At 57.3% G+C, this 21,290-nt stretch carries 20 protein-coding genes; 10 read left to right on the plus strand and 10 right to left on the minus strand.

The genetic code is table 11. The features are described 5' to 3' along the window. Nucleotides 1-13: 13 nt before the first annotated feature. Complete coding sequence (gene gpmM, locus OTG14_RS16350; protein WP_090420381.1) at nt 14-1,558, minus strand: 2,3-bisphosphoglycerate-independent phosphoglycerate mutase; 1,545 nt, start codon at nt 1,556-1,558, stop codon at nt 14-16. Between the two features lie 247 nt (nt 1,559-1,805). Here gpmM and OTG14_RS16355 point away from each other — a divergent pair, with 247 nt between their 5' ends. The 5 genes from OTG14_RS16355 (at nt 1,806) to cysE (ending at nt 4,915) form a co-directional block, all read left to right on the plus strand. Continuing rightward, nucleotides 1,806-2,237 carry a rhodanese-like domain-containing protein gene (locus OTG14_RS16355; protein ID WP_023309913.1) on the plus strand — a complete coding sequence of 144 codons (432 nt, stop codon included), beginning with the start codon at nt 1,806-1,808 and terminating at the stop codon, nt 2,235-2,237. Nucleotides 2,238-2,248: 11 nt separating this feature from the next. After that, nucleotides 2,249-2,500, plus strand: a complete 252-nt coding sequence (gene grxC / locus OTG14_RS16360; protein WP_008502715.1) for a glutaredoxin 3 — start codon at nt 2,249-2,251, stop codon at nt 2,498-2,500. 32 nt (nt 2,501-2,532) lie between these two features. Beyond that, nucleotides 2,533-3,000, plus strand: coding sequence for a protein-export chaperone SecB (gene secB, locus OTG14_RS16365; protein WP_003860835.1), 468 nt, complete (start codon nt 2,533-2,535; stop codon nt 2,998-3,000). Beyond that, a complete protein-coding gene (gene gpsA, locus OTG14_RS16370; RefSeq protein WP_032650747.1) occupies nt 3,000-4,019 on the plus strand; it encodes an NAD(P)H-dependent glycerol-3-phosphate dehydrogenase in 1,020 nt (339 codons plus the stop codon). The genes secB and gpsA overlap by 1 nt, the downstream gene beginning before the upstream one ends. 74 nt (nt 4,020-4,093) lie before the next feature. Continuing rightward, the gene (cysE, locus tag OTG14_RS16375; RefSeq protein ID WP_008502718.1) at nt 4,094-4,915 is read left to right on the plus strand and encodes a serine O-acetyltransferase; all 822 of its coding nucleotides are present in this window, start codon (nt 4,094-4,096) and stop codon (nt 4,913-4,915) included. On the opposite strand, the gene trmL is transcribed toward cysE, so the two are convergent. From trmL to OTG14_RS16420, 9 genes are all read right to left on the minus strand, one after another. Further along, nucleotides 4,912-5,385 carry a tRNA (uridine(34)/cytosine(34)/5-carboxymethylaminomethyluridine(34)-2'-O)-methyltransferase TrmL gene (trmL, locus tag OTG14_RS16380; protein ID WP_109845874.1) on the minus strand — a complete coding sequence of 158 codons (474 nt, stop codon included), beginning with the start codon at nt 5,383-5,385 and terminating at the stop codon, nt 4,912-4,914. The two genes, cysE and trmL, sit on opposite strands and share 4 nt — an antisense overlap. A 45-nt stretch (nt 5,386-5,430) precedes the next feature. Continuing rightward, nucleotides 5,431-6,771 carry an MFS transporter gene (locus tag OTG14_RS16385; RefSeq protein WP_267215374.1) on the minus strand — a complete coding sequence of 447 codons (1,341 nt, stop codon included), beginning with the start codon at nt 6,769-6,771 and terminating at the stop codon, nt 5,431-5,433. A gap of 182 nt (nt 6,772-6,953) precedes the next feature. Beyond that, the gene (lldD, locus tag OTG14_RS16390) at nt 6,954-8,141 is read right to left on the minus strand and encodes a quinone-dependent L-lactate dehydrogenase (protein WP_023334042.1); all 1,188 of its coding nucleotides are present in this window, start codon (nt 8,139-8,141) and stop codon (nt 6,954-6,956) included. Then, the gene (lldR, locus tag OTG14_RS16395) at nt 8,138-8,911 is read right to left on the minus strand and encodes a transcriptional regulator LldR (RefSeq protein WP_024906606.1); all 774 of its coding nucleotides are present in this window, start codon (nt 8,909-8,911) and stop codon (nt 8,138-8,140) included. The genes lldD and lldR overlap by 4 nt, the downstream gene beginning before the upstream one ends. Then, nucleotides 8,908-10,563, minus strand: a complete 1,656-nt coding sequence (lldP, locus tag OTG14_RS16400) for an L-lactate permease (protein ID WP_039267048.1) — start codon at nt 10,561-10,563, stop codon at nt 8,908-8,910. Before lldP ends, lldR begins: the two co-directional genes overlap by 4 nt. A 338-nt stretch (nt 10,564-10,901) precedes the next feature. Continuing rightward, complete coding sequence (locus OTG14_RS16405; protein WP_021242435.1) at nt 10,902-11,264, minus strand: YibL family ribosome-associated protein; 363 nt, start codon at nt 11,262-11,264, stop codon at nt 10,902-10,904. Nucleotides 11,265-11,322: 58 nt separating this feature from the next. Further along, nucleotides 11,323-11,913, minus strand: coding sequence for a mannitol operon repressor MtlR (gene mtlR / locus OTG14_RS16410; RefSeq protein ID WP_267215375.1), 591 nt, complete (start codon nt 11,911-11,913; stop codon nt 11,323-11,325). Beyond that, nucleotides 11,910-13,058 carry a mannitol-1-phosphate 5-dehydrogenase gene (gene mtlD / locus OTG14_RS16415; protein ID WP_483413894.1) on the minus strand — a complete coding sequence of 383 codons (1,149 nt, stop codon included), beginning with the start codon at nt 13,056-13,058 and terminating at the stop codon, nt 11,910-11,912. Before mtlD ends, mtlR begins: the two co-directional genes overlap by 4 nt. 100 nt (nt 13,059-13,158) lie before the next feature. After that, a complete protein-coding gene (locus OTG14_RS16420) occupies nt 13,159-15,066 on the minus strand; it encodes a PTS mannitol transporter subunit IICBA (protein ID WP_267215377.1) in 1,908 nt (635 codons plus the stop codon). 657 nt (nt 15,067-15,723) lie between these two features. Between OTG14_RS16420 and OTG14_RS16425 the strand changes: the two genes are divergently transcribed. The 5 genes from OTG14_RS16425 to selB all read left to right on the plus strand — a co-directional run bounded on the left by OTG14_RS16425 (nt 15,724) and on the right by selB (nt 21,251). Continuing rightward, complete coding sequence (locus OTG14_RS16425) at nt 15,724-16,080, plus strand: DUF3302 domain-containing protein (protein ID WP_024906600.1); 357 nt, start codon at nt 15,724-15,726, stop codon at nt 16,078-16,080. A 2-nt stretch (nt 16,081-16,082) separates the two neighbouring features. Then, complete coding sequence (locus tag OTG14_RS16430) at nt 16,083-17,219, plus strand: HlyD family secretion protein (protein WP_024906599.1); 1,137 nt, start codon at nt 16,083-16,085, stop codon at nt 17,217-17,219. Between the two features lie 90 nt (nt 17,220-17,309). Beyond that, a complete protein-coding gene (locus OTG14_RS16435; RefSeq protein WP_157188431.1) occupies nt 17,310-17,918 on the plus strand; it encodes a glutathione S-transferase in 609 nt (202 codons plus the stop codon). A 103-nt stretch (nt 17,919-18,021) separates the two neighbouring features. Next, nucleotides 18,022-19,407, plus strand: coding sequence for an L-seryl-tRNA(Sec) selenium transferase (gene selA / locus OTG14_RS16440; protein WP_267215378.1), 1,386 nt, complete (start codon nt 18,022-18,024; stop codon nt 19,405-19,407). Next, entirely contained in the window at nt 19,404-21,251 is a 1,848-nt protein-coding gene (gene selB, locus OTG14_RS16445; RefSeq protein ID WP_267215379.1) for a selenocysteine-specific translation elongation factor, read from the plus strand. Before selA ends, selB begins: the two co-directional genes overlap by 4 nt. The last annotated feature ends 39 nt before the right edge of the window (nt 21,252-21,290 follow it).

Genomic DNA, 21,290 nt, shown 5'->3' on the forward strand with positions numbered 1-21,290 from the left:
TCATGGGGAGCGATTATTCCACGATGAACAGCGGCTTACCAGTCATCTCTTCAGGGATCGGCATCCCCATCAGCGACAACATGGTTGGCGCGATGTCAGAAAGCTTGCCGCCTTCCACTGCTTTCAGTGACTTATCACCCACATAAATCAGCGGAACAGGCAGGTTGGTATGGGCCGTGTGCGCCTGGCCGGTCGCCGGGTCGCGCATCTGTTCAGCGTTACCGTGATCCGCGGTGATCAGCAGCTGGCCGCCAACGGATTCAACCGCTTTCGCAACCTGCTCAACGCAGTGGTCCAGCGCTTCAACCGCTTTCACTGCCGCTTCCATCACCCCGGTATGACCGACCATGTCACCGTTCGGGTAGTTACAGATGATGGTGTCGTACTTACCGCTCTTGATGGCCGCAACCAGTTTTTCAGTCAATTCTGCCGAGCTCATCTCTGGCTGCAGATCGTAGGTGGCCACTTTCGGGGAGTTGATCAGAATGCGGTCTTCGCCTTTGAACGGCTCTTCAACGCCGCCGTTAAAGAAGAAGGTGACGTGCGCGTACTTCTCGGTTTCAGAGATACGCAGCTGCGTTTTGTCGTTCTTCGCCATCCACTCGCCGAAAGTATTGGCCAGCGAGGCGGGCGGATACGCGCATGGGGCCTTGATGTCTGCCGCGTATTCGGTCAACTGGATGAAGTCGAGTTTCACCACTTTCTTGCGGGCAAAACCGTCGAAGTCGCTGTTGACGAACGCACGGGTGATTTCGCGCGCGCGGTCTGCGCGGAAGTTCATGAAGATCAGCGCATCGCCGTCTTCCATCGCGGCATCAGCCTGGCCTTCAGCACGGATCACGGATGCTTTCACGAATTCGTCATTTTCATCACGTGCATAAGCCGCTTCCAGGGCCTCAACGGCGGTCGCGAACTGGAATTCACCTTTTGCCAGGGTCAGCAGGTCATAGGCCTGTTCAACGCGATCCCAGCGGTTGTCGCGGTCCATGGCGTAGTAACGGCCAATGATAGACGCCACGCGGCCTTTGCCCAGCGCGGCGAATTTGTCTTCAAAGGCTTTCAGGGAGCCTTCTGCACTGCGTGGTGGCGTGTCGCGACCGTCCAGGAAGGCGTGCAGATAGATTTTTTCCGCACCGCGTTCAGCGGCCAGCTCAACCATCGCCATGATGTGATCTTCGTGGCTGTGAACGCCGCCTGCAGAGAGCAGGCCCATGATGTGAACGGCCTTGCCAGCGGCAACGGCTTTATCAACCGCGCCAGACAGCGTTGGGTTGGAGAAGAAGGTGCGTTCTTTGATTTCAACATCCAGACGCGTCAGATCCTGATACACAATACGCCCGGCACCCAGGTTAACGTGACCGACTTCGGAGTTGCCCATCTGGCGGTCCGGCAGGCCCACTTCCAGGCCAGACGCGTCAATCAGCGTATGCGGACGTTTTGCCCACAGGGCATCCATGACCGGAGTTTTGGCGTTGAAAATAGCGTTATCCTGGCTGTCTTCACGGTAGCCATAGCCATCCAGAATCACCAGTACCATAGGTTTTTTAGAAACCGACATTGCGACAACCTCATGCTCAAGAGTCAAAATTTGCGTAATTTTACTACAGCTGAATCGATCAAATAGCCGCAGAAGATCAAAGAAAGCGCAGGGGCAAGGTGCTGACCAGACCATTTTGAGGCATTTTTTTAGGTGGCATGCCGCAGAAAATGGATTAGGTTAGGGTCGCTGGCTGTATTTGCCAGAACGCACAGGTATACTCCTGTCCTGGTTTTTTTTATCACTTAGTCGGGAGTAGTTACCCTCCATGCAAGAAATTATGCAATTCGTTAGCCGCCATCCGGTTCTGAGCATCGCGTGGATTGGCCTGCTGGCTGCTGTGCTGTTCACCACATTTAAGAGCCTGACGTCTAAGATTAAGGTTATCACCCGTGGTGAAGCGACGCGTCTGATTAACAAAGAAGATGCCGTCGTTGTCGATCTGCGTCAGCGTGACGATTTCCGCAAAGGTCACATTGCGGGCGCAATCAACCTGTTGCCAGCTGAAATCAAAGCGAACAACGTCGGTGAGCTTGAAAAACACAAAGCCCAGCCGATTATCGTTGTGGATGCGACCGGCATGCAGGCACAGGAATCTGCCAGCGCGCTTCATAAAGCAGGCTTCGAAAACGTAACGGTGCTGAAAGAAGGTATTTCCGGCTGGAGCGGGGAAAATCTTCCTTTGGTGCGCGGTAAATAAGGAGTTCAGTCATGGCCCATATTGAGATCTATACCAAAGCGACGTGCCCGTTCTGCCATCGTGCGAAAGCGCTGCTGAACAGCAAAGGCGTCACGTTCCAGGAACTGCCGATCGACGGTGACGCGATTAAACGCGAAGAGATGATCCAACGTAGTGGTCGTACGACGGTTCCACAGATTTTTATTGATGCGCAGCACATTGGCGGCTGTGATGACTTGTATGCGCTCGACGCCCGTGGTGGACTCGATCCGCTGCTGAGCTAAGAGACTTTAGGACAATTAAAAAGGGTATTTCCATGTCAGAACAAAACAACACCGAAATGACTTTCCAGATCCAGCGTATCTACACCAAGGATGTCTCTTTCGAAGCGCCAAATGCGCCACACGTTTTCCAGAAAGATTGGCAGCCAGAGGTTAAACTTGATCTGGATACCGCATCTACCCAACTGGCAGATGACGTGTATGAAGTCGTGCTGCGTGTGACCGTTACCGCGTCTCTGGGCGAAGAAACTGCATTCCTGTGTGAAGTACAGCAGGGCGGCATCTTCTCTATCGGCGGTATCGAAGGCAACCAGATGGCGCATTGCCTGGGTGCGTACTGCCCGAACATTCTGTTCCCGTATGCGCGTGAATGCATCACCAGCCTGGTTTCTCGCGGTACATTCCCGCAACTGAACCTTGCGCCAGTTAACTTTGATGCGCTGTTCATGAACTATCTGCAGCAGCAGGCTGGCGAAGGTGCTGAACAACATCAGGATGCCTGATGAGCACTGTTAATGCGTCAATGACTGTGATCGGTGCCGGCTCATACGGCACCGCTCTTGCCATTACCCTGGCAAGAAATGGTCACGACGTGGTCCTGTGGGGCCACGACCCAAAACATATCGCTACGCTGCAGCGCGATCGTTGCAACGTTGCGTTTCTCCCGGACGTTCCGTTCCCTGACTCCCTGCACCTCGAAAGCGACCTTGCGACCGCGCTGGCGGCCAGCCGCAACATTCTGATTGTGGTTCCGAGCCATGTATTTGGCGACGTACTGCGTCAGATTAAGCCGCTGATGCGCCCGGATGCGCGCATTGTCTGGGCGACAAAAGGACTGGAGGCCGAAACCGGACGCCTGCTGCAGGACGTTGCCCGCGAAGCGCTGGGTGATGAGATCCCGCTGGCGGTCATCTCCGGCCCGACCTTTGCCAAAGAGCTGGCCGCTGGCCTGCCGACGGCGATTTCGCTGGCTTCCACCGACCAGGCCTTCTCCGACGATCTCCAGCAATTGCTGCACTGCGGCAAGAGCTTCCGCGTCTACAGCAACCCCGATTTTATCGGCGTGCAGCTGGGCGGGGCGGTGAAGAACGTGATTGCGATTGGCGCCGGGATGTCAGACGGCATTGGTTTTGGTGCCAATGCGCGTACGGCGCTGATCACCCGCGGGCTGACCGAAATGTCCCGCCTGGGCGAAGCGCTGGGTGCCGATCCGGCCACCTTTATGGGGATGGCAGGCCTGGGCGACCTGGTGCTGACCTGTACCGACAACCAGTCTCGTAACCGCCGCTTTGGCATGATGCTCGGACAGGGCAGCGATGTAAAAGGCGCGCAGGAGAAGATTGGTCAGGTGGTTGAAGGCTACCGCAATACCAAAGAAGTCCGCGAGTTGGCACACCGTTTCGGTGTCGAAATGCCAATAACCGAGGAAATTTATCAGGTATTGTATTGCGGAAAAAATGCGCGCGAGGCAGCATTGACCTTATTAGGTCGTGCGCGCAAGGACGAGCGCAGCAGTAACTAGTCGGAACCGTTGTCATCTGAATGACCCAGCCAGCGCAGAACTGGCTGGTCATTAACTATCGTCTGGAGTAAGCAATGCCGTGTGAAGAACTGGATATCGTCTGGAACAATATTAAAGCCGAAGCCCGGGCGCTGGCCGACTGTGAGCCTATGCTGGCCAGTTTCTACCACGCAACGCTACTCAAGCACGAAAACCTCGGCAGCGCGCTCAGCTATATGCTTGCCAACAAGCTGGCGTCCTCGATCATGCCTGCTATCGCCATTCGTGAGGTGGTGGAGGAAGCGTACGCCGCAGACCCGGAAATGATCGCCTCTGCCGCATGCGATATCCAGGCCGTGCGCACGCGTGACCCGGCGGTCGATAAATATTCTACGCCACTGCTGTACCTGAAAGGCTTCCACGCCCTGCAGGCTTACCGCATCGGCCACTGGTTGTGGAATGAAGGCCGCCGCGCGCTAGCGATCTTCCTGCAAAACCAGGTTTCCGTGACCTTCCAGGTCGATATTCACCCGGCGGCAAAGATTGGCCGCGGGATCATGCTCGACCACGCTACCGGGATTGTCGTCGGGGAAACGGCGGTGATTGAAGATGACGTCTCGATCCTGCAGTCGGTCACCCTGGGCGGTACCGGTAAAACCAGCGGCGATCGCCATCCAAAAATTCGTGAAGGGGTGATGATTGGCGCGGGCGCCAAGATCCTCGGCAATATCGAAGTCGGGCGCGGCGCGAAGATCGGCGCAGGCTCCGTGGTGCTCCAGCCTGTGCCACCGCATACCACCGCCGCTGGCGTACCGGCGCGCATCGTCGGTAAACCAGACAGCGATAAGCCGTCCATGGACATGGATCAGCACTTCAACGGCATTCACCATACCTTCGAGTATGGTGACGGCATTTAACTTCTGAGAATGGCGCCCGGGTAACCCAGCTGGCGCCAGGCTTCATACACCACGACCGACACCGCGTTCGACAGGTTCATGCTGCGGCTGTCCGGCATCATCGGAATACGGATTTTCTGCTCGGCGGGCAGGGCATCCAGGATCGTGGCCGGCAGGCCGCGGGTTTCCGGGCCAAACATCAGATAGTCACCTGCCTGATAGCTCACGGCGCTGTGTGCTGGCGTGCCTTTGGTGGTCAGGGCGAACATGCGCTGCGGCTGCTCGGCTTCCAGAAACGCGGCGTAATCGTGGTGGCGAACGACGGCGGTAAATTCATGATAATCCAGCCCTGCGCGACGCAGACGTTTGTCGTCCCACGTAAAGCCCATCGGCTCAATGATGTGCAGACGAAAACCGGTGTTGGCACACAGGCGGATGATATTGCCGGTGTTCGGCGGAATTTCTGGTTCGAATAAAACGATGTTAAGCATGCTGCCCCCTTAATTGCGGGGGCAGAATAGCAGAAAAGAGAGGAACTACGCGACGCCGGGTTCCTGCGAGCGGCTGTACAGCATTTTGTAGACGGTTGCCGCAGCGGCCACCAGAGCGGGCACGCTGAGGATCATTAAAATACTGTCTGCCTGCCACTGCATCGAAAGAAGCTGGGCGCTGGTCATGGTACCCGCCACGCCGCCAAAGCGGCCGATCCCCTGCATCCAGGCGATGCCCGTCGCGCGGCACTCGGTGGGGTAAAAGGTGGCGGCCAGAGTCTGCATGCCCGACTGCGCGCCGTTCATCGCGATCCCCATCAGGAAAATCAACCCGCCAAACAGGGCGATATGGTTATGCTCAATGCCGAGCAAAAGAATAAGGCCCATCGTCAGCACGAAACCACACGCAACCACCCTGTGCGCTTCCCAGCGGTCCATCATCCAGCCAGCAAGCAGAATGCCGGCGGTGCCGCCGAATGTGAACAGCGAGGTGAGCCAGGCGGATTCCGCCAGCGCATAACCCATCCCCTGCATCAGCGTCGGCATCCAGCTCAGCAGGACGTAGTAGATGACCAGCCCCATAAAATAGGTCACCCACAGCATCAGGGTGCCGGGCAGCCAGGGCATGGAAAACAGCTGCGACACGCTCCCTTTTTTAGACGCGATTTTCTCCTCGGCCAGGAAAAAGCCCGTGACGCTCTCCAGCGTGCCGCGGGCGAACCGGCTGGCAATGCGGCGGACCTGCATGACGTCTTTCCCGCGCTGCACCAGAAACTTCACCGACTCCGGCAACAGCAACGCCAGCAGCAGCGTTAAAATCAGCGGAGCAATTGCGCCGGTCAACAGCACGCTTCGCCAGCCGTGGTGGGGGATAAGCCAGGAAGAGATCGCGCCGCCGCCCGCCGCACCCAGAGGGAAGCCGCAGTACATGGTATTAATCGCCATGGCGCGACAGCGCTGGGGGGCGAACTCTGAGATCAGCGTAATGGCGTTCGGCATGGCGGCACCTAGCCCCAGGCCCGTCAGAAAGCGCCACAGCGTCAGGGTATTGAGGCTTTGCGCCCAGGCCGTGCCCAGGCTTGCCAGGCCGAAGAACAGACACGAAAAGACCAGCACCCGCTTGCGCCCCATCCGGTCCGATACCGGACCGGCGATCAGCGCGCCCAACGACAGCCCCAGCAGCGCTGCGCTCAGCACCGGCCCCAGATCCTGTTTGTGTATCCCCCATTCTGCCGACAGCGTAGGCGCGATGTAACCCATCGCTGCCGTATCAAAGCCATCGATCGCCAGAACCAGAAAGCCCAGCACAATGAGCAGCCAGTGAAACCCTGAAAAGCGACTGTCGTCGATCACCTGCTGAATATCCACCTTACCTGAATACGCCATACGCTCCACTCCGATCTGATGTTGTTTTTGTGTTCTTGTATTTGCTTGTCTATACAATTGCGTGCGGCAGGTGGATGTCAAATTTTCTTATCCAATATGTTATCTGGATGTTATTTTTGGCATAAAAAAGCGCCCGAGGGGGACTTCGGGCGCATGAGAAAGGGGGGAGTAACCGGAGAAGGTCAGGCCGCGTTTCCCTGAGCAAGGGGAGCCAGCGCTGCCGGTAATTTGCTTAACTCCTGCACCAGGGAATCCTTACTGATTTCGCTAATCGTTTTCGCACCGGTCAGCGTCATCGCCACCTTCATCTCTTTTTCGATCAGGTTAAGCAGATTCGCCACGCCTGCCTGGCCGGCCGTCGCCAGGGCGTACAGATACGCGCGTCCCAGCAGCACGCTGTCGGCGCCCAGCGCAATCATGCGCACCACGTCCAGCCCGTTGCGGATGCCGCTGTCGGCCAGGATGGCGATATCGCCTTTCACCGCATCGGCAATGGCCGGCAGGGCGCGTGCGGAAGAGAGTACTCCGTCAAGCTGGCGTCCGCCGTGGTTAGAGACCACAATCCCGTCTGCGCCAAAGCGTACCGCATCGCGGGCATCTTCCGGGTCGAGGATCCCCTTGATCACCATCGGGCCGTCCCAGAACTCGCGGATCCACTCCAGGTCTTTCCACGAGATCGACGGATCGAAGTTGTTCGCCAGCCAGCCGATGTAATCCTCCAGCCCGGTCGGTTTACCGAGGTAAGCCGAGATATTCCCGAGATCGTGAGGCCGACCGTTCAGGCCGACATCCCACGCCCACTGGGGGTGGGTCACGGCCTGCCAGTAACGACGGAGCGCAGCATTCGGGCCGCTCATGCCGGAGTGGGCATCACGATAGCGTGCGCCGGGGGTCGGCATATCGACGGTAAAGACCAGCGTGGAGCAGCCCGCCGCTTTGGCGCGCTCGAGCGCGTTACGCATAAAGCCGCGATCGCGCAGGACGTACAGCTGGAACCACATAGGGCGCTTGATGGTCGGGGCGACCTCTTCAATCGGACAAACCGAGACGGTAGAGAGGGTAAACGGAATGCCTTTAGCATCTGCGGCGGCGGCGGCCTGCACTTCACCGCGACGGGCGTACATGCCGCATAAACCGACAGGTGCGAGCGCGACCGGCATGGAAAGCGTTTCGTTAAACAGTTTTGTCTCAAGGCTCAGGTCAGACATATTCTTCAGCACGCGCTGGCGCAGAGCCACCTCCGACAGATCTTCCACGTTGCGTCGCAGGGTGTATTCGGCATACGCCCCGCCGTCGATGTAGTGGAACAGGAACGGCGGCAAAATGCGCTGCGCCGCGGCGCGATAGTCACTGGCTGCTGAAATAATCATGCTTTGTTCTCCCTGGAAATATCACTTTCGCCAGGCAGACGGGTAATACGCGCCTGTCGGGCCTGGTCTTCATCGAATCGTTTAATGGTGGTGTGCACGAAACCGAGATGCGCCATCATCGCTTTGCGCGCGGCCTCGGCATCACCGGCCAGAATGGCGTTGAGCACCGCCTCGTGTTGTTCGGTCAGTTGGGCAAACACCGGCGGAACCAGATACATGCGCTGGCGGCTCTGCTTCACGGAGGATTGCAGCAGGTCGAAGAACCCGCGCATGGTCTGGAGCAGCACCACGTTGTGCGACGCCTCGGCAATCGCCAGGTGAAAACGCACGTCCGCCTGGGAGGCGATATCCGGATCGCTGCTTTGCGTGGCCTCAAAGCAGGCGATGAGTTTCTCTTTGTCGGCGTCGGTTGCCCGCATGGCAGCGTGCCAGGCGGTACTGGTTTCGATGGCGTGACGCGCTTCGAGGATGTCGAAGCTGTAGTCCGGATCGTTCTCCATCAGCGTCTTCAGCGGCTGAACGATGTTTTGCTCGGACCAGTCGTCATGCTGCCAGCGCACAAAGGTGCCGCCGCCGCGACGGCTCACCAGTACCCCTTCACTGACCAGCGTCGCCAGCGCCTCACGCAGTGAATTGCGCGACACGCCAAGCTGGGCGGCGAGCTGGCGTTCGGCGGGCAACTTCATGCCCGCTTCCAGCTGTTGTTCTTCAATCAGCGCCCGCACGCGAGAGGCAATCTCGTCGGACAGGCGTCTGGGCATCACTATCATGGGATCATCCAGGTTAAGACATAGGCCTGCAGGGTGGTGATCACCCCGACCATGCAGGTGAATATCAGGCTGTGTTTCACGGTAAAGCGGAACAGGTCCGACTCTTTACCAACCAGTCCCACCGCCGCACAGGCAATGGCGATGGATTGTGGCGAGATCATTTTCCCGGTCACGCCGCCTGTGGTATTCGCGGCCACCAGCAGGACGTCCGATACGCCAATCTGCTGGGCTGCCGTTGCCTGCAGCGCGGCAAACAGGGCGTTCGACGAGGTATCGGAACCGGTCAGGAACACCCCCAGCCAGCCGAGGAACGGCGAGAAGAAGGTGAAGGCGTGGCTGGTATGCGCCAGCGCCAGTGCCAGCGTCGATGACAGGCCGGAGTAGTTCGAGATAAACGCGAACGCCAGCACCATGCCGATGGAGTAGATCGGCAGCATCAGCTCTTTAACGGTCGCCGCAAAGGTCTGCACCGCGGCCGCAGGCTTCATGCGCAGCCATACCACGGAAAGGATAGCGGCAAACAGGATGGCGGTCCCGGTAGCGGAGAACCAGTCGAATTTATAGACCGCGGCATACGGCGTGGCGGCGTGCACCACCGGCGGCATACGGGCGACCATCTTGTCGAGGAACGGCACCGAAACGTTAATCACCATGTCGTACAGCGCGCCGCCCGGGGCGAACAGGGCTTTAAACGGCGGGATACTCCACAGCGTAACCGTGGCGGTCAGGAACAGGAACGGCGACCAGGCGCGAATCACCTGTCCTGCGGTATAACCGGTGCGGGCCAGGGTTTGATCGACCTGCGAGGCACCCATGTCGGCGAAGCGGAAAATACGGACCGGCTGCCAGCGTTTCAGGAACAGCGTCAGACAGACCAGCGAGACCAGTGAAGAGATGATGTCTGGCAGTTCTGGGCCAAGGAAGTTCGAGCTGAGGTACTGGGCAATCGCGAACGAACCGCCCGCCACCATCACCGCAGGCCAGGTCTCCTTCACGCCGCGCCAGCCGTCCATAATCGCCATGATCCAGAACAGGACGATAATGGTCAGGAACGGCAGCTGGCGACCCACCATCTGGCCAATCTCAAAGCTGTCCAGGCCGGTCACCTGGCCCGCAACCAGAATCGGAATACCCATCGCACCAAACGCCACCGGTGCGGTGTTCACAATCAGGCACAGGCCTGCGGCATACAGCGGGTTAAAGCCCAGGCCCACCAGCAGCGCGGCGGTGATCGCCACCGGTGCGCCAAAGCCTGCCGCGCCTTCCAGAAACGCCCCAAAGGAGAAGCCGACAATCAGCATCTGCAGGCGCTGGTCCGGCGTAATGGAGAGAATCGACGAGCGGATAATGTCGAACTGTCCGGTTTTCACCGAGATTTTATAGACAAAGACCGCCGCGATGATGATCCACGCAATCGGCCACAGGCCGTAGAAGAAACCGTAGACGACGGAGGCCAGCGCGCGATCGACCGGCATTTTGTAGAAGAACAGCGCCACCAGCAGGGCGATGGCGACGGTGTACGTCGCGGCAAGGTAGCCCTTCAGCTTGAGCTTAATCAGCGCAAAGAAGAAGAACAGGATCGGAAGCGATGCGATCAGGCTCGACAGCCAGATATTGCCGGCCGGGTCGTAGTTTTGTTGCCAGAGGCTCATGCAGGTCTCCTGGGGACCAGACAGCCTGCGCTGCGGGTGAGTCTCCGCTCATCTCTGCATCACAGTCTGTGTAAAAGTGGTCCTGCCAATGTTGTGTTGTAGGGTTAATGACAATGAATGGTTAACCAGATGTTATGAGCTAGCAATGGTTTTGTGAGCGGAAATAATGGAATTGTGAACCAGGGGAGAAAGAAAAGGGGGATTGGTTGGGCCAATTTGAGGCGGGGGTGGGGCCTGATGCCCTCACCCCGACCCTCTCCCACGGGGAGAGGGAGAAAACCGCACCGTACAGTCCCCTCGCCCCTTTGGGGAGAGGGTTAGGGTGAGGGGGATAAGTATCAGAACGCGGTCTTACAAAAACCCGTCATCTCTTTCAGGCCCATTTCGCGGCCAAGCTCGGTCATCGGGTGTACCACTACCAGACCACGGACGCTTTTCTTCAGCTTGCCCATGTCGGCCTGCTCTTTTTTGGTGATCGCACGGCGGTGCGGCATGTTCATCAGCTTCTGCGCTTCTTTGCTCAGCTTCTGGCCTTTGACCTCGCGCAGGCGCTCGATCTCCGCTTCCAGCTTCGCGGTCTCTTTTTCAAGCTCGGCGTACTTCTCGGCGGACTCGACCAGTGACAGGCCCGCCATCTGGTGGCGGATGAGATCCAGGCGGTCGCTCAGGCGTTTAATTTCGTTCTTTTCGACTTCTTTCATGACAAATAACTCTGAAAACGGGGAATTTACAGGGAAGGATACACCAATGTGAGCAGGCTTACTTCTGAAACGCTTTTTTTAAGCTGATTCGGGAAATCAGCTCAGTCAGTGAGAGAACCATCGTGGAACGGACAACCTGTTGATAACGCAGCTTTTGCATCGCGTAGAGCTCAGGGTCGCTGTTATCAAACTGCGGTGCCGGAGGAAGCGCGGTGACGCAGTGCAGCTCGCCGAACGGCCCCAGGATTTCATCGTCGGTAAAGGTGTACTCGTTACCGTCATGATTGAGTTCTTCGCGCAGCGCCATTAGCAGCTCCGCATCTTCATACTCTTGTCGGTTCAGCACGCCAAGACCATAAATCAGCTTCAGACGCACGGATAAATCGCCCAGCGGTCCGTCTCCGTCCAGTAACGGTTCTACAGCATATTTTACCGCGTAGTCGTCTTTGCGAAACACCTGAAGCACCAGGATATTCACCGCCTCGGTTAACAGCTCGACGGCGGCAATCAGGAAACTTCGTACGGTTTTGCCAACATTCAGACGCTCAAGCACACGATTTTCAAAGGCCTGGGTTTGTTCCATTATTGCCTGCATATCTGACAATCTGTTATCCGGGCGCAGGCTAACCTGCGCCTCACTGTGCATCATTTGGTTGCGTTGTATGCGTTAACCGCCTCCACAACCACGTCGCTGTTGGCGTCCAGACCGGAAATCTGCGCCAGCGCAGCCTGCGCGCCCTGGGTATCAATCAGCTGAGCCAGTTCCTGCGCCTGCGGGTCCTGTTCGCTGCGGTAGTGCATTGCGGCGGCAATCCCTTTCACCAGGTTGGCGTGCGGCAGGCCGTATTCCAGCGTGCCCAGCAGCGGCTTAATCAGGCGATCGCCCGCGCTCAGTTTGCGCAGAGGCTGACGGCCCACGCGCTCAACGTCATCTTTCAGATACGGGTTTTCAAAGCGACCGAGGATTTTCTGGATGTATGCTGCGTGTTTCTCAGCATCAAAACCGTAGCGTTTGATCAGCACCGCGCCGCTCTCTTCCATTGCCCCTTTTACCACCGCGCGGATCTTCTCATCGAGGATCGCGTCACGAATGGTCTGATGACCGGCCAATTTTCCGAGGTACGCGGTTATAGCATGCCCGGTGTTCAGCGTGAAGAGTTTGCGTTCGACAAATGCCATCAGGTTATCGGTTAATTCCATTCCCGGAATAGTCGGCAGGGCGCCTTTAAACTGGGTTTTATCAACGATCCACTCGCTGAAGGTTTCCACGGTCACTTCCAGCGGATCGTGGGTGGCGGATTCGGACGGCGGAACGATGCGATCCACAGCGGAATCCACAAAGCCGACGTGCGCTTCAACCCAGGCTTTATCTTCGTCTGCTACAGCGTTAAGAACGTGGCCTTTCAGCTGCGTGGTGCCGCGCACCATGTTTTCACAGGCGATGATGTTCAGCGGGGTGTCGATGCCCTGCGCTTTACGTTTTGCCAGGCCTTTCGCGACCGCAGGAGCGATGCGCTCAAGCACAACTGGACCTACGGCAGTGGTGACCAGATCGACGCTGGCGATAAGGTCGATAACATCTTCACCGATGCTGCTGACCGCGTTGACGCCAGATACTGTCTCAACCTGCTCGTTTTCACCGACCACATGGACCTGATAGCTATGACGCGCATTCAGGGCATCCAGGACGACCTGATTCACATCGGCGAATGTCAGCGTAATGCCCGCGTCTGCCAGCAGTTTACCGATAAAACCACGACCGATATTACCTGCGCCAAAATGTAATGCTTTCATAGTGTTAACCTTCATCAATGTTTTTACCCGAGAGGGCTGGGGTGAGGAACGTTTTCCCCTCACCCTAGCCCTCTCCCCGGGGGGAGAGGGAGGAGTACCGTTATTTGTTAAGCAGAGCCAGAACTTCGTCAACGCTTTCAGTCTGTGCCAGACGCTCGATGACGGACTCATCATCCAGCGCGTTGGTCAGGCTGGTAATCACCTGAATGTGCTCGTTGTTGCGAGCGGCGATACCAATCACCAGACGGGCGATGTCGTCTTCTTCTTCACCGAAGCGCACGCCCTGCGGATACTGACAGAATACGACGCCAGTTTTCAGGACGCGATCTTTCGCTTCAACCGTACCGTGCGGCACCGCGATGGATTCGCCCAGATAGGTCGGGGTCAGTTTTTCGCGTTCCAGCATCGCGTCGACATATTCAGGCTGAACGTAGCCGCCTTTCACCAGCTGCTCACCGGCAAAGCGAATCGCTTCTTCTTTGGTAGCCGCGGTACGACCGAGGAAGATGTTTTCCGCACCCAGCTTAAACAGGTGGGCGTTGCTCTCGTCAAAACTGTCCTGCAGGCTGGAGCGCACTTTCACTTCGTTGTCTTCGTGACGCTGCGCGGCAACCAGACGTTCGGTCAGGCTGGTATACAGGCCGCTGTCGAGGAAGTTGGTCAGCGAAATGTGCTGTGCCTGTGGTACCTGACGCATGGCGCGTTCGGTCAGATCGCGGTGCGTGATAACCAGGTCAACATCCGGCGGCAGGCTGTTAATGGCGCTGTTGGTCACGGAGATGTTGGTCAGGCCCGCATCCTGCACTTTCTTACGCAGCACGCCTGCACCCATTGCGCTGGAACCCATACCGGCATCACAGGCAACGATGATTTTACGTACGTGGCTCAGGTCGTTAGAGACATCACCTGCTGCCAGTGGCGTCGCGCCTTTGGATTCTGCTTTCATGTCGTGCATACGACGTGTTGCGGCTTCGATGTCATCATCTTCTTTCACTTTGCTGGTTTTCAGCAGGATAGAAGAGACCACGAAGGAGACGGCCATTGCCGCAAAGATAGCCGCAAGGTTCGCGAAGTAAGCGCCTTTTGGCGTCATCGCCAGTACCGCCAGGATAGAACCCGGAGAGGCCGGAGAAACCAGACCGCCGCCCAGCACGCTCAGGGTGAACACACCGGTCATACCGCCGAGGATAACGGCCAGGATCAGACGTGGGTTCATCAGCACGTAAGGGAAGTAAATTTCGTGGATACCGCCCAGGAAGTGGATGATCGCCGCACCGCCAGCAGACTGTTTAGCGCTGCCACGGCCAAAGAAGATGTACGCCAGCAGAACGCCCATACCTGGACCCGGGTTAGCTTCAATCAGGAAGAAGATAGACTTGCCGAGATCGTGAGACTGCTGGATACCCAGCGGCGAGAAGATGCCGTGGTTGATGGCGTTGTTAAGGAACAGGATTTTCGCCGGTTCAACGAAGATAGACGCCAGCGGCAGCATCTCGTGCGCCACCATGAAGTTAACGCCTGCCGCCAGAATTTTGGACAGCACTTCAACCGCAGGGCCAATGCCGAGGAACGCCAGAATGGCGAGGATCATCCCGATGATGCCCGCAGAGAAGTTGTTCACCAGCATTTCGAAGCCGGATTTGATCTTACCATCAACCCAGACGTCGAATTTCTTAATCGCCCAGCCGCCCAGAGGACCGGCAATCATCGCCCCGAGGAACATCGGCATATCCGCACCGACGATAACACCCATGGTTGTGATAGCACCCACGACGCCACCACGGTCACCGCCCACCAGACGACCCCCGGTGAAACCGATGAGCAGCGGCAGGAGATAGGTAATCATTGGGCCAACAAGTTTCGCCAGCGTTTCGTTAGGCAACCACCCTGTCGGAATGAACAATGCGGTGATGATACCCCACGCGATAAACGCGCCGATATTTGGCATCACCATGTTGCTGAGGAAACGACCAAAGCTTTGAACTTTGATCTTGAAATCGGATGACATAAAACACCCCTTCTTCTGTTTACGCTTAGGCTTGCGGCCCGAGGTTTATTGTTAATGAGGCGGCAGAGGTAGCCGGACCCTGTTCTGATGCTGTGAAATCTGGCACTGAATCGTTCAACTGTCCAGACAGCGAAAATTTGTGTGACGCATGTCACGTAAATGTAGGGGGTGTGGACATCAATGAGGTGATCTTAATCACAAAACAGGTGTGCAAAAAAAATACGATGGCGAGAAATACGGCAAAAACCACCCCTTTTCGTGATGTTTGTCACATTTTGATTTCATGTGTTTGTTTCTGGATTGTGACTGATTTCACAAAATATTTTTATGCGGATTTCTCCGGCTGTGATCGGCGGCAAACTCTGATTCGCGATTCAGCGCCAGGATGATATTGCACGACACGATAAGCTAAAAAACCACTTTTGATGTGTGGTATGGCGAAAAGTTAAAAGGTGGATTACGCTCATATTGTAAGGTTAAGTCTATTATTATTCAGGATATATTTTGACACGCTTATAAACTTGCATGGAGATATTATAAAAATACATACTTCCCGGCCCTGGGAATAATGAACACAACCCCGTGTTTATAAAAATTAATTAGGTTGCGTACCGTTTTATTAATTTAATGAGTTGACGTTGTTTAAGTGAGGAGAATATGTTTCTCAACTATTTTGCGCTGGGCGTATTGATTTTTGTATTTCTGGTTCTGTTTTACGGAATCATCGCCATTCATGACATCCCTTACAATATGGCCAAAAAGCGTAACCATCCGCATGCCGATGCAATTCACACGGCAGGGTGGATTAGCCTGTTTACGCTCCATGCCATCTGGCCGTTCCTGTGGATTTGGGCCACCCTGTACCGCGAAGATCGTGGCTGGGGTATGCAAAACCACATTACAAAGCCTGATGAGGTCCCGGGCATGGATGCGCTCGCCAAACGCGTGGCGGAACTCGAACAAAAGCTGGCCGCGGTAAAGCCTGCTGCTGATAAGAACACGCTGGAGCGCTAATCATGGATCTGTTGATTATTTTGACCTACGTGGCATTTGCCTGGGCCATCTTTAAAATATTCCGAATTCCGGTCAACCAGTGGACGCTTGCCACCGCAACATTAGGCGGCGTATTTATTGTTGCCGGACTTATTCTGTTAATGAACTATAACCACCCGTATACCTTTACGGCGCAAAAAGCGGTTATTTCTATTCCAATCACGCCGCAGGTGACCGGTGTGGTCAGCGAAGTGACCGATAAAAATAATCAGCTCATTAAAAAAGGCGAAGTGTTATTTAAACTGGATCCTGGCCGCTACCAGGCACGCGTCGACAGACTTCAGGCCGACCTGGTAACCGCGACGCACAATATCGATAATCTGAAAGCGCAGCTGGCGGAAGCCGTTGCCAATACCACGCGCGTCTCCGCTGAACGCGATCGCCTCTATAAAGATTATCAGCGCTACCTGAAAGGCAGCCAGGCGAAGGTGAATCCGTTCTCTGAAAGCGATATCGACAACGCGCGGCAGAACTATCTCGCGCAGGATGCGCTGGTGAAAGGCTCCGTGGCTGAACAGGTGCAGATCCAAAGCCAGTTAGACAGCATGGTTAACGGTGAACAGTCGCAAATTGCCTCCTTACGCGCCCAGCTTGCCGAAGCCAAATACAATCTGGATCAAACCGTGGTGCGCGCGCCAAGCAATGGTTACATCACCCAGGTGCTGATCCGTCCGGGGACCTATGCCGCCGCGCTGCCTTTGCGCCCGGTGATGGTCTTTATTCCTGAACAGAAGCGTCAGATTGTGGCCCAGTTCCGTCAGAACTCGCTGCTGCGTCTGAAGCCGGGTGATGAAGCGGAAGTGGTGTTTAACGCGCTGCCGGGCCAGGTGTTCTCCGGGAAGCTTACCGCGATTCTGCCGGTGGTGCCGGGGGGGACCTATCAGGCGCAGGGCGCGCTGCAGTCGCTGACGGTCACTCCGGGTAGTGATGGTGTGCAGGCCATCATTGAGCTGAACCCCAATGCGGAGGTCGATGCGCTGCCAGACGGTATTTTTGCCCAGGTGGCGGTCTATTCGGACCACTTCGCCCACGTCTCGGTCATGCGTAAAGTGCTGCTCCGTATGACCAGCTGGATGCACTACCTCTACCTCGATCACTAATCCTTCCAGGGCAGGAATGCGACACGCAGACCTGCCCTTTTTTCATCGCTTGATCCATACTGACTTTTTTGCAGCATCAAGGATCAGGCAATGAAACTCATCGGTAGCTACACCAGTCCCTTCGTGCGAAAGATCTCGATTCTCCTGCTGGAGAAGGGGATTGAATTTGAATTCATTAATGAACAGCCCTACAACGCGGAAAACGGCGTTGCGCAGTACAACCCGCTGGGGAAAGTCCCGGCGCTGGTGACGGACGAGGGCGAATACTGGTTCGATTCCCCGATAATTGCCGAGTATATCGAGCTGCTGGGCGTTGCCCCGGCAATGCTGCCGGCAGACCCAAAAGCGGCGCTGGCAGTGAAGCAAATCGAAGCCCTGGCCGATGGCATTATGGATGCGGCGTTAACCTCCGTACGTGAACAGGCCAGACCCGCCGCCCAGCAGTCGGAAACGGAACTGTTACGCCAGCGGGAAAAAATCAGCCGCAGCCTGGACAGGTGCGAGCAGCTTATCCGGGAGGGTAAGATTCACCCCGACAGCCTGAACCTGGGGACCATCGCCATCGCCTGCGCCATCGGCTATCTCAACTTCCGCCGCGTCTCCCCGGGCTGGTGCGTCGACCGTCCGCTGCTGGTGAAGCTTGCAGACACGCTGTTTAGCCGCGAGAGCTTTGCCCGTACAGAACCGCCAAAGGCTTGACGCGGGTTATAACACTTCGGCGTCGGAGGCGGTACAATCCCTCCACATGTTAACTCCCTCTCCCGTCGGGAGGGGGGAAGATATTTACTCGCCAGGCGCTTTCATGACTACTCATCATTCGCTGTACAGCCAGATCCCCGCTATCGACCGTCTTCTTCGCGAGCCCCGCATTCATGCTGTTGTTGAGCGCTTCGGTCATACCGCGACGGTGGAGATGTTACGCCTGCTCCAGGACGAAGCCCGATGCGCTATTCAGTCAGAAAACGCCTTGCCCGACTGGTGCGCGGCGTGGGAGCAGGAAGTTGAACGCCGGCTGGATGAGAAAGCGCAAAGCGCGTTACGCCCGGTGATTAACCTGACCGGTACCGTACTGCATACCAACCTGGGCCGCGCGCAGCAGGCAGAAGAGGCTGTCGAGGCGGTTGTGCAGGCCATGCGAGCGCCCGTGACGCTGGAGTACGATCTGGACGGCGCCGGACGCGGGCACCGCGACCGGGCGCTGGCGGAGCTGCTGTGCCAGCTGACCGGCGCGGAAGATGCCTGCATTGTGAATAACAACGCCGCCGCGGTGCTGCTGATGCTGGCGGCCACCGCCAGCGGCAAAGAGGTGGTGGTTTCCCGCGGCGAGCTGGTGGAGATTGGCGGAGCGTTTCGTATCCCGGACGTGATGCGCCAGGCAGGCTGCACGCTACATGAAGTGGGCACCACCAATCGCACCCATGCGAAAGATTATCGCGCGGCGGTGAATGAAAATACCGCCCTGCTGATGAAGGTCCACACCAGTAATTACCATATTGAAGGCTTCACCAAAACGGTTGAAGAGGCGGAGCTGGCGGAAATAGGGCGTGAGCTGGATATCCCGGTAATTGCCGATCTTGGCAGCGGCTCGCTGGTGGATCTGAGTCTTTACGGGCTGCCGAAAGAGCCGATGCCGCAGGAGATGATTGCGGCGGGCGTTAGCCTGGTCAGCTTTTCTGGTGACAAGCTGCTTGGCGGGCCGCAGGCCGGGATTATCGTCGGCAAGCGCGAGCTGATTGCGCAGCTGCAGCAGCATCCGCTCAAGCGCGCCCTGCGCGCCGATAAAATGACGCTTGCCGCGCTGGAGGCGACGCTGCGGCTCTATCTCCATCCGGAAAAACTGGCCGACCGCCTGCCCACGCTGCGCCTGTTAAGCCGCGATGCCGCCTCGATTCGCGCCCAGGCCGAACTGCTGCTGCCGCGCATTGCCCCGCACTACCCCGATTTTGACGTTCGCATTGAGCCCTGCCAGTCGCAGATTGGCAGCGGTTCGCTGCCGGTGGACAGGCTGCCGAGTGAAGCGCTCACGTTCACCCCGCGTGACGGGCGCGGCAGCCATCTTGACGCCCTGTCGTCGCGCTGGCGTGGCCTGCCTGCGCCGGTTATCGGGCGGATTTACGACGGCCGAATGTGGCTGGATCTGCGCTGCCTTGAAGATGAAGAGCGATTTCTGGAGATGTTGTTGAAATGATTATTGCCACCGCCGGTCATGTCGACCACGGAAAAACCACGTTGCTGCAGGCGATTACTGGCATTAACGCCGACCGCCTGCCGGAAGAGAAAAAGCGCGGCATGACCATCGATCTGGGTTATGCCTACTGGCTCCAGCCTGATGGCCGCGTGCTGGGCTTTATAGATGTTCCGGGGCATGAAAAGTTTCTGTCCAACATGCTGGCGGGAGTGGGGGGCATCGATCATGCCCTGCTGGTGGTGGCCTGCGATGATGGCGTCATGGCGCAAACCCGTGAGCACCTGGCGATCCTGCAACTGACCGGCAACCCGCAGCTGACCGTGGCGCTGACCAAAGCCGATCGCGTGGATGACGCACGCGTCAGCGAGGTACGCGAAACGGTACAGACGACCTTGCGGGAATATGGTTTTGCCGATGCTCCACTTTTTGTCACCGTGGCGACAGAAGGGCGGGGTATCGATGAACTTCGCCACCACTTACAGCAGCTTTCGTCGCGCAATCACGCCAGCCATCACCGCTTCCGTCTGGCAATTGACCGGGCGTTTACCGTCAAAGGCGCGGGTCTGGTGGTTACCGGTACGGCGCTGAGTGGTGAAGTCAGCGTGGGAGATTCGCTCTGGCTGACGGGCGTGAACAAACCGATGCGCGTGCGCGGGCTGCACGCGCAAAACCAGCCCGCTGAACGTGCCCATGCCGGACAGCGTATCGCACTGAACATTGCCGGGGATGCAGAAAAAGAGCAGCTTAACCGCGGCGACTGGCTGCTGGCCGATGCCCCACCGGAACCGTCTGAACGCGTCATTGTTTCCCTGCAGACACACATGCCGCTGACCCAGTGGCAGCCGCTGCATATTCACCACGCGGCCAGCCATATCACCGGGCGCGTGTCGCTGCTGGAAAACGACCTTGCCGAACTGGTATTCGATTCCCCGCTCTGGCTGGCAGACAACGATCGTCTGGTACTGCGTGATATTTCCGCGCGGGAAACGCTGGCCGGGGCGCGGGTCGTCGCGCTGAATCCACCTCGACGCGGCAAGCGTAAATCTGAATATCTGCAGTGGCTGGCCGCGCTGGCGCAGGCCAGCGATGATAACGCCGCGCTGCGGGTGCATCTCGATCGCGGAGCGGTAAGTCTGCGTGATTTTGCATGGGCACGCCAGCTGAGCGAGGAAGGCCTAATCCAGCTGACCCGGCAGCCGGGCTTTATTCAGGCTGGAAACAGTCTGCTTAATGCCCCGGTTGCGGCACACTGGCAGCGTAAGATACTGAATACGCTGGCGACGTACCATGAACAGCATCAGGACGAGCCAGGCCCGGGCCGTGAGCGTCTGCGACGCATGGCGTTGCCGATGGAAGACGACGCGCTGGTGCTGCTGCTGATTGAAAACATGCGCGAAAGCGGGGTGATTAAAAGCCACCACGGCTGGCTGCATCTGCCGGATCACAAGGCCGGGTTCACCGCAGAGCAAGAGGCGATATGGCAAAAAGTCGCCACGCTGTTTGGTGATGAGCCGTGGTGGGTTCGCGATCTGGCTCGCGAAACCAACACCGATGAACAGGTGATGCGTCAGGTATTGCGCCATGCGGCGCAGCAGGGACTGATAGTCGCGATCGTAAAAGATCGTTATTACCGTAACGATCGTATTGTGGCGTTTGCCAACCTGATCCGCGAGCTGGATCAGGCGCGGGGCTCCACCTGCGCAGCCGATTTCCGCGACCGGCTGAACGTGGGCCGTAAGCTGGCGATTCAGATCCTCGAGTATTTCAACCGCATCGGCTTTACCCGCCGTCGCGGTAACGATCATTTATTGCGAGATTCGTTGTTATTTCCTGAAACTCCGTGACCTCCGTCGTAAACACCGTTACCGGCTGGCGAGAAAATC

It is taken from the genome of Enterobacter pseudoroggenkampii (assembly GCF_026420145.1).
Classification (GTDB): Bacteria; Pseudomonadota; Gammaproteobacteria; order Enterobacterales; family Enterobacteriaceae; genus Enterobacter; species Enterobacter pseudoroggenkampii.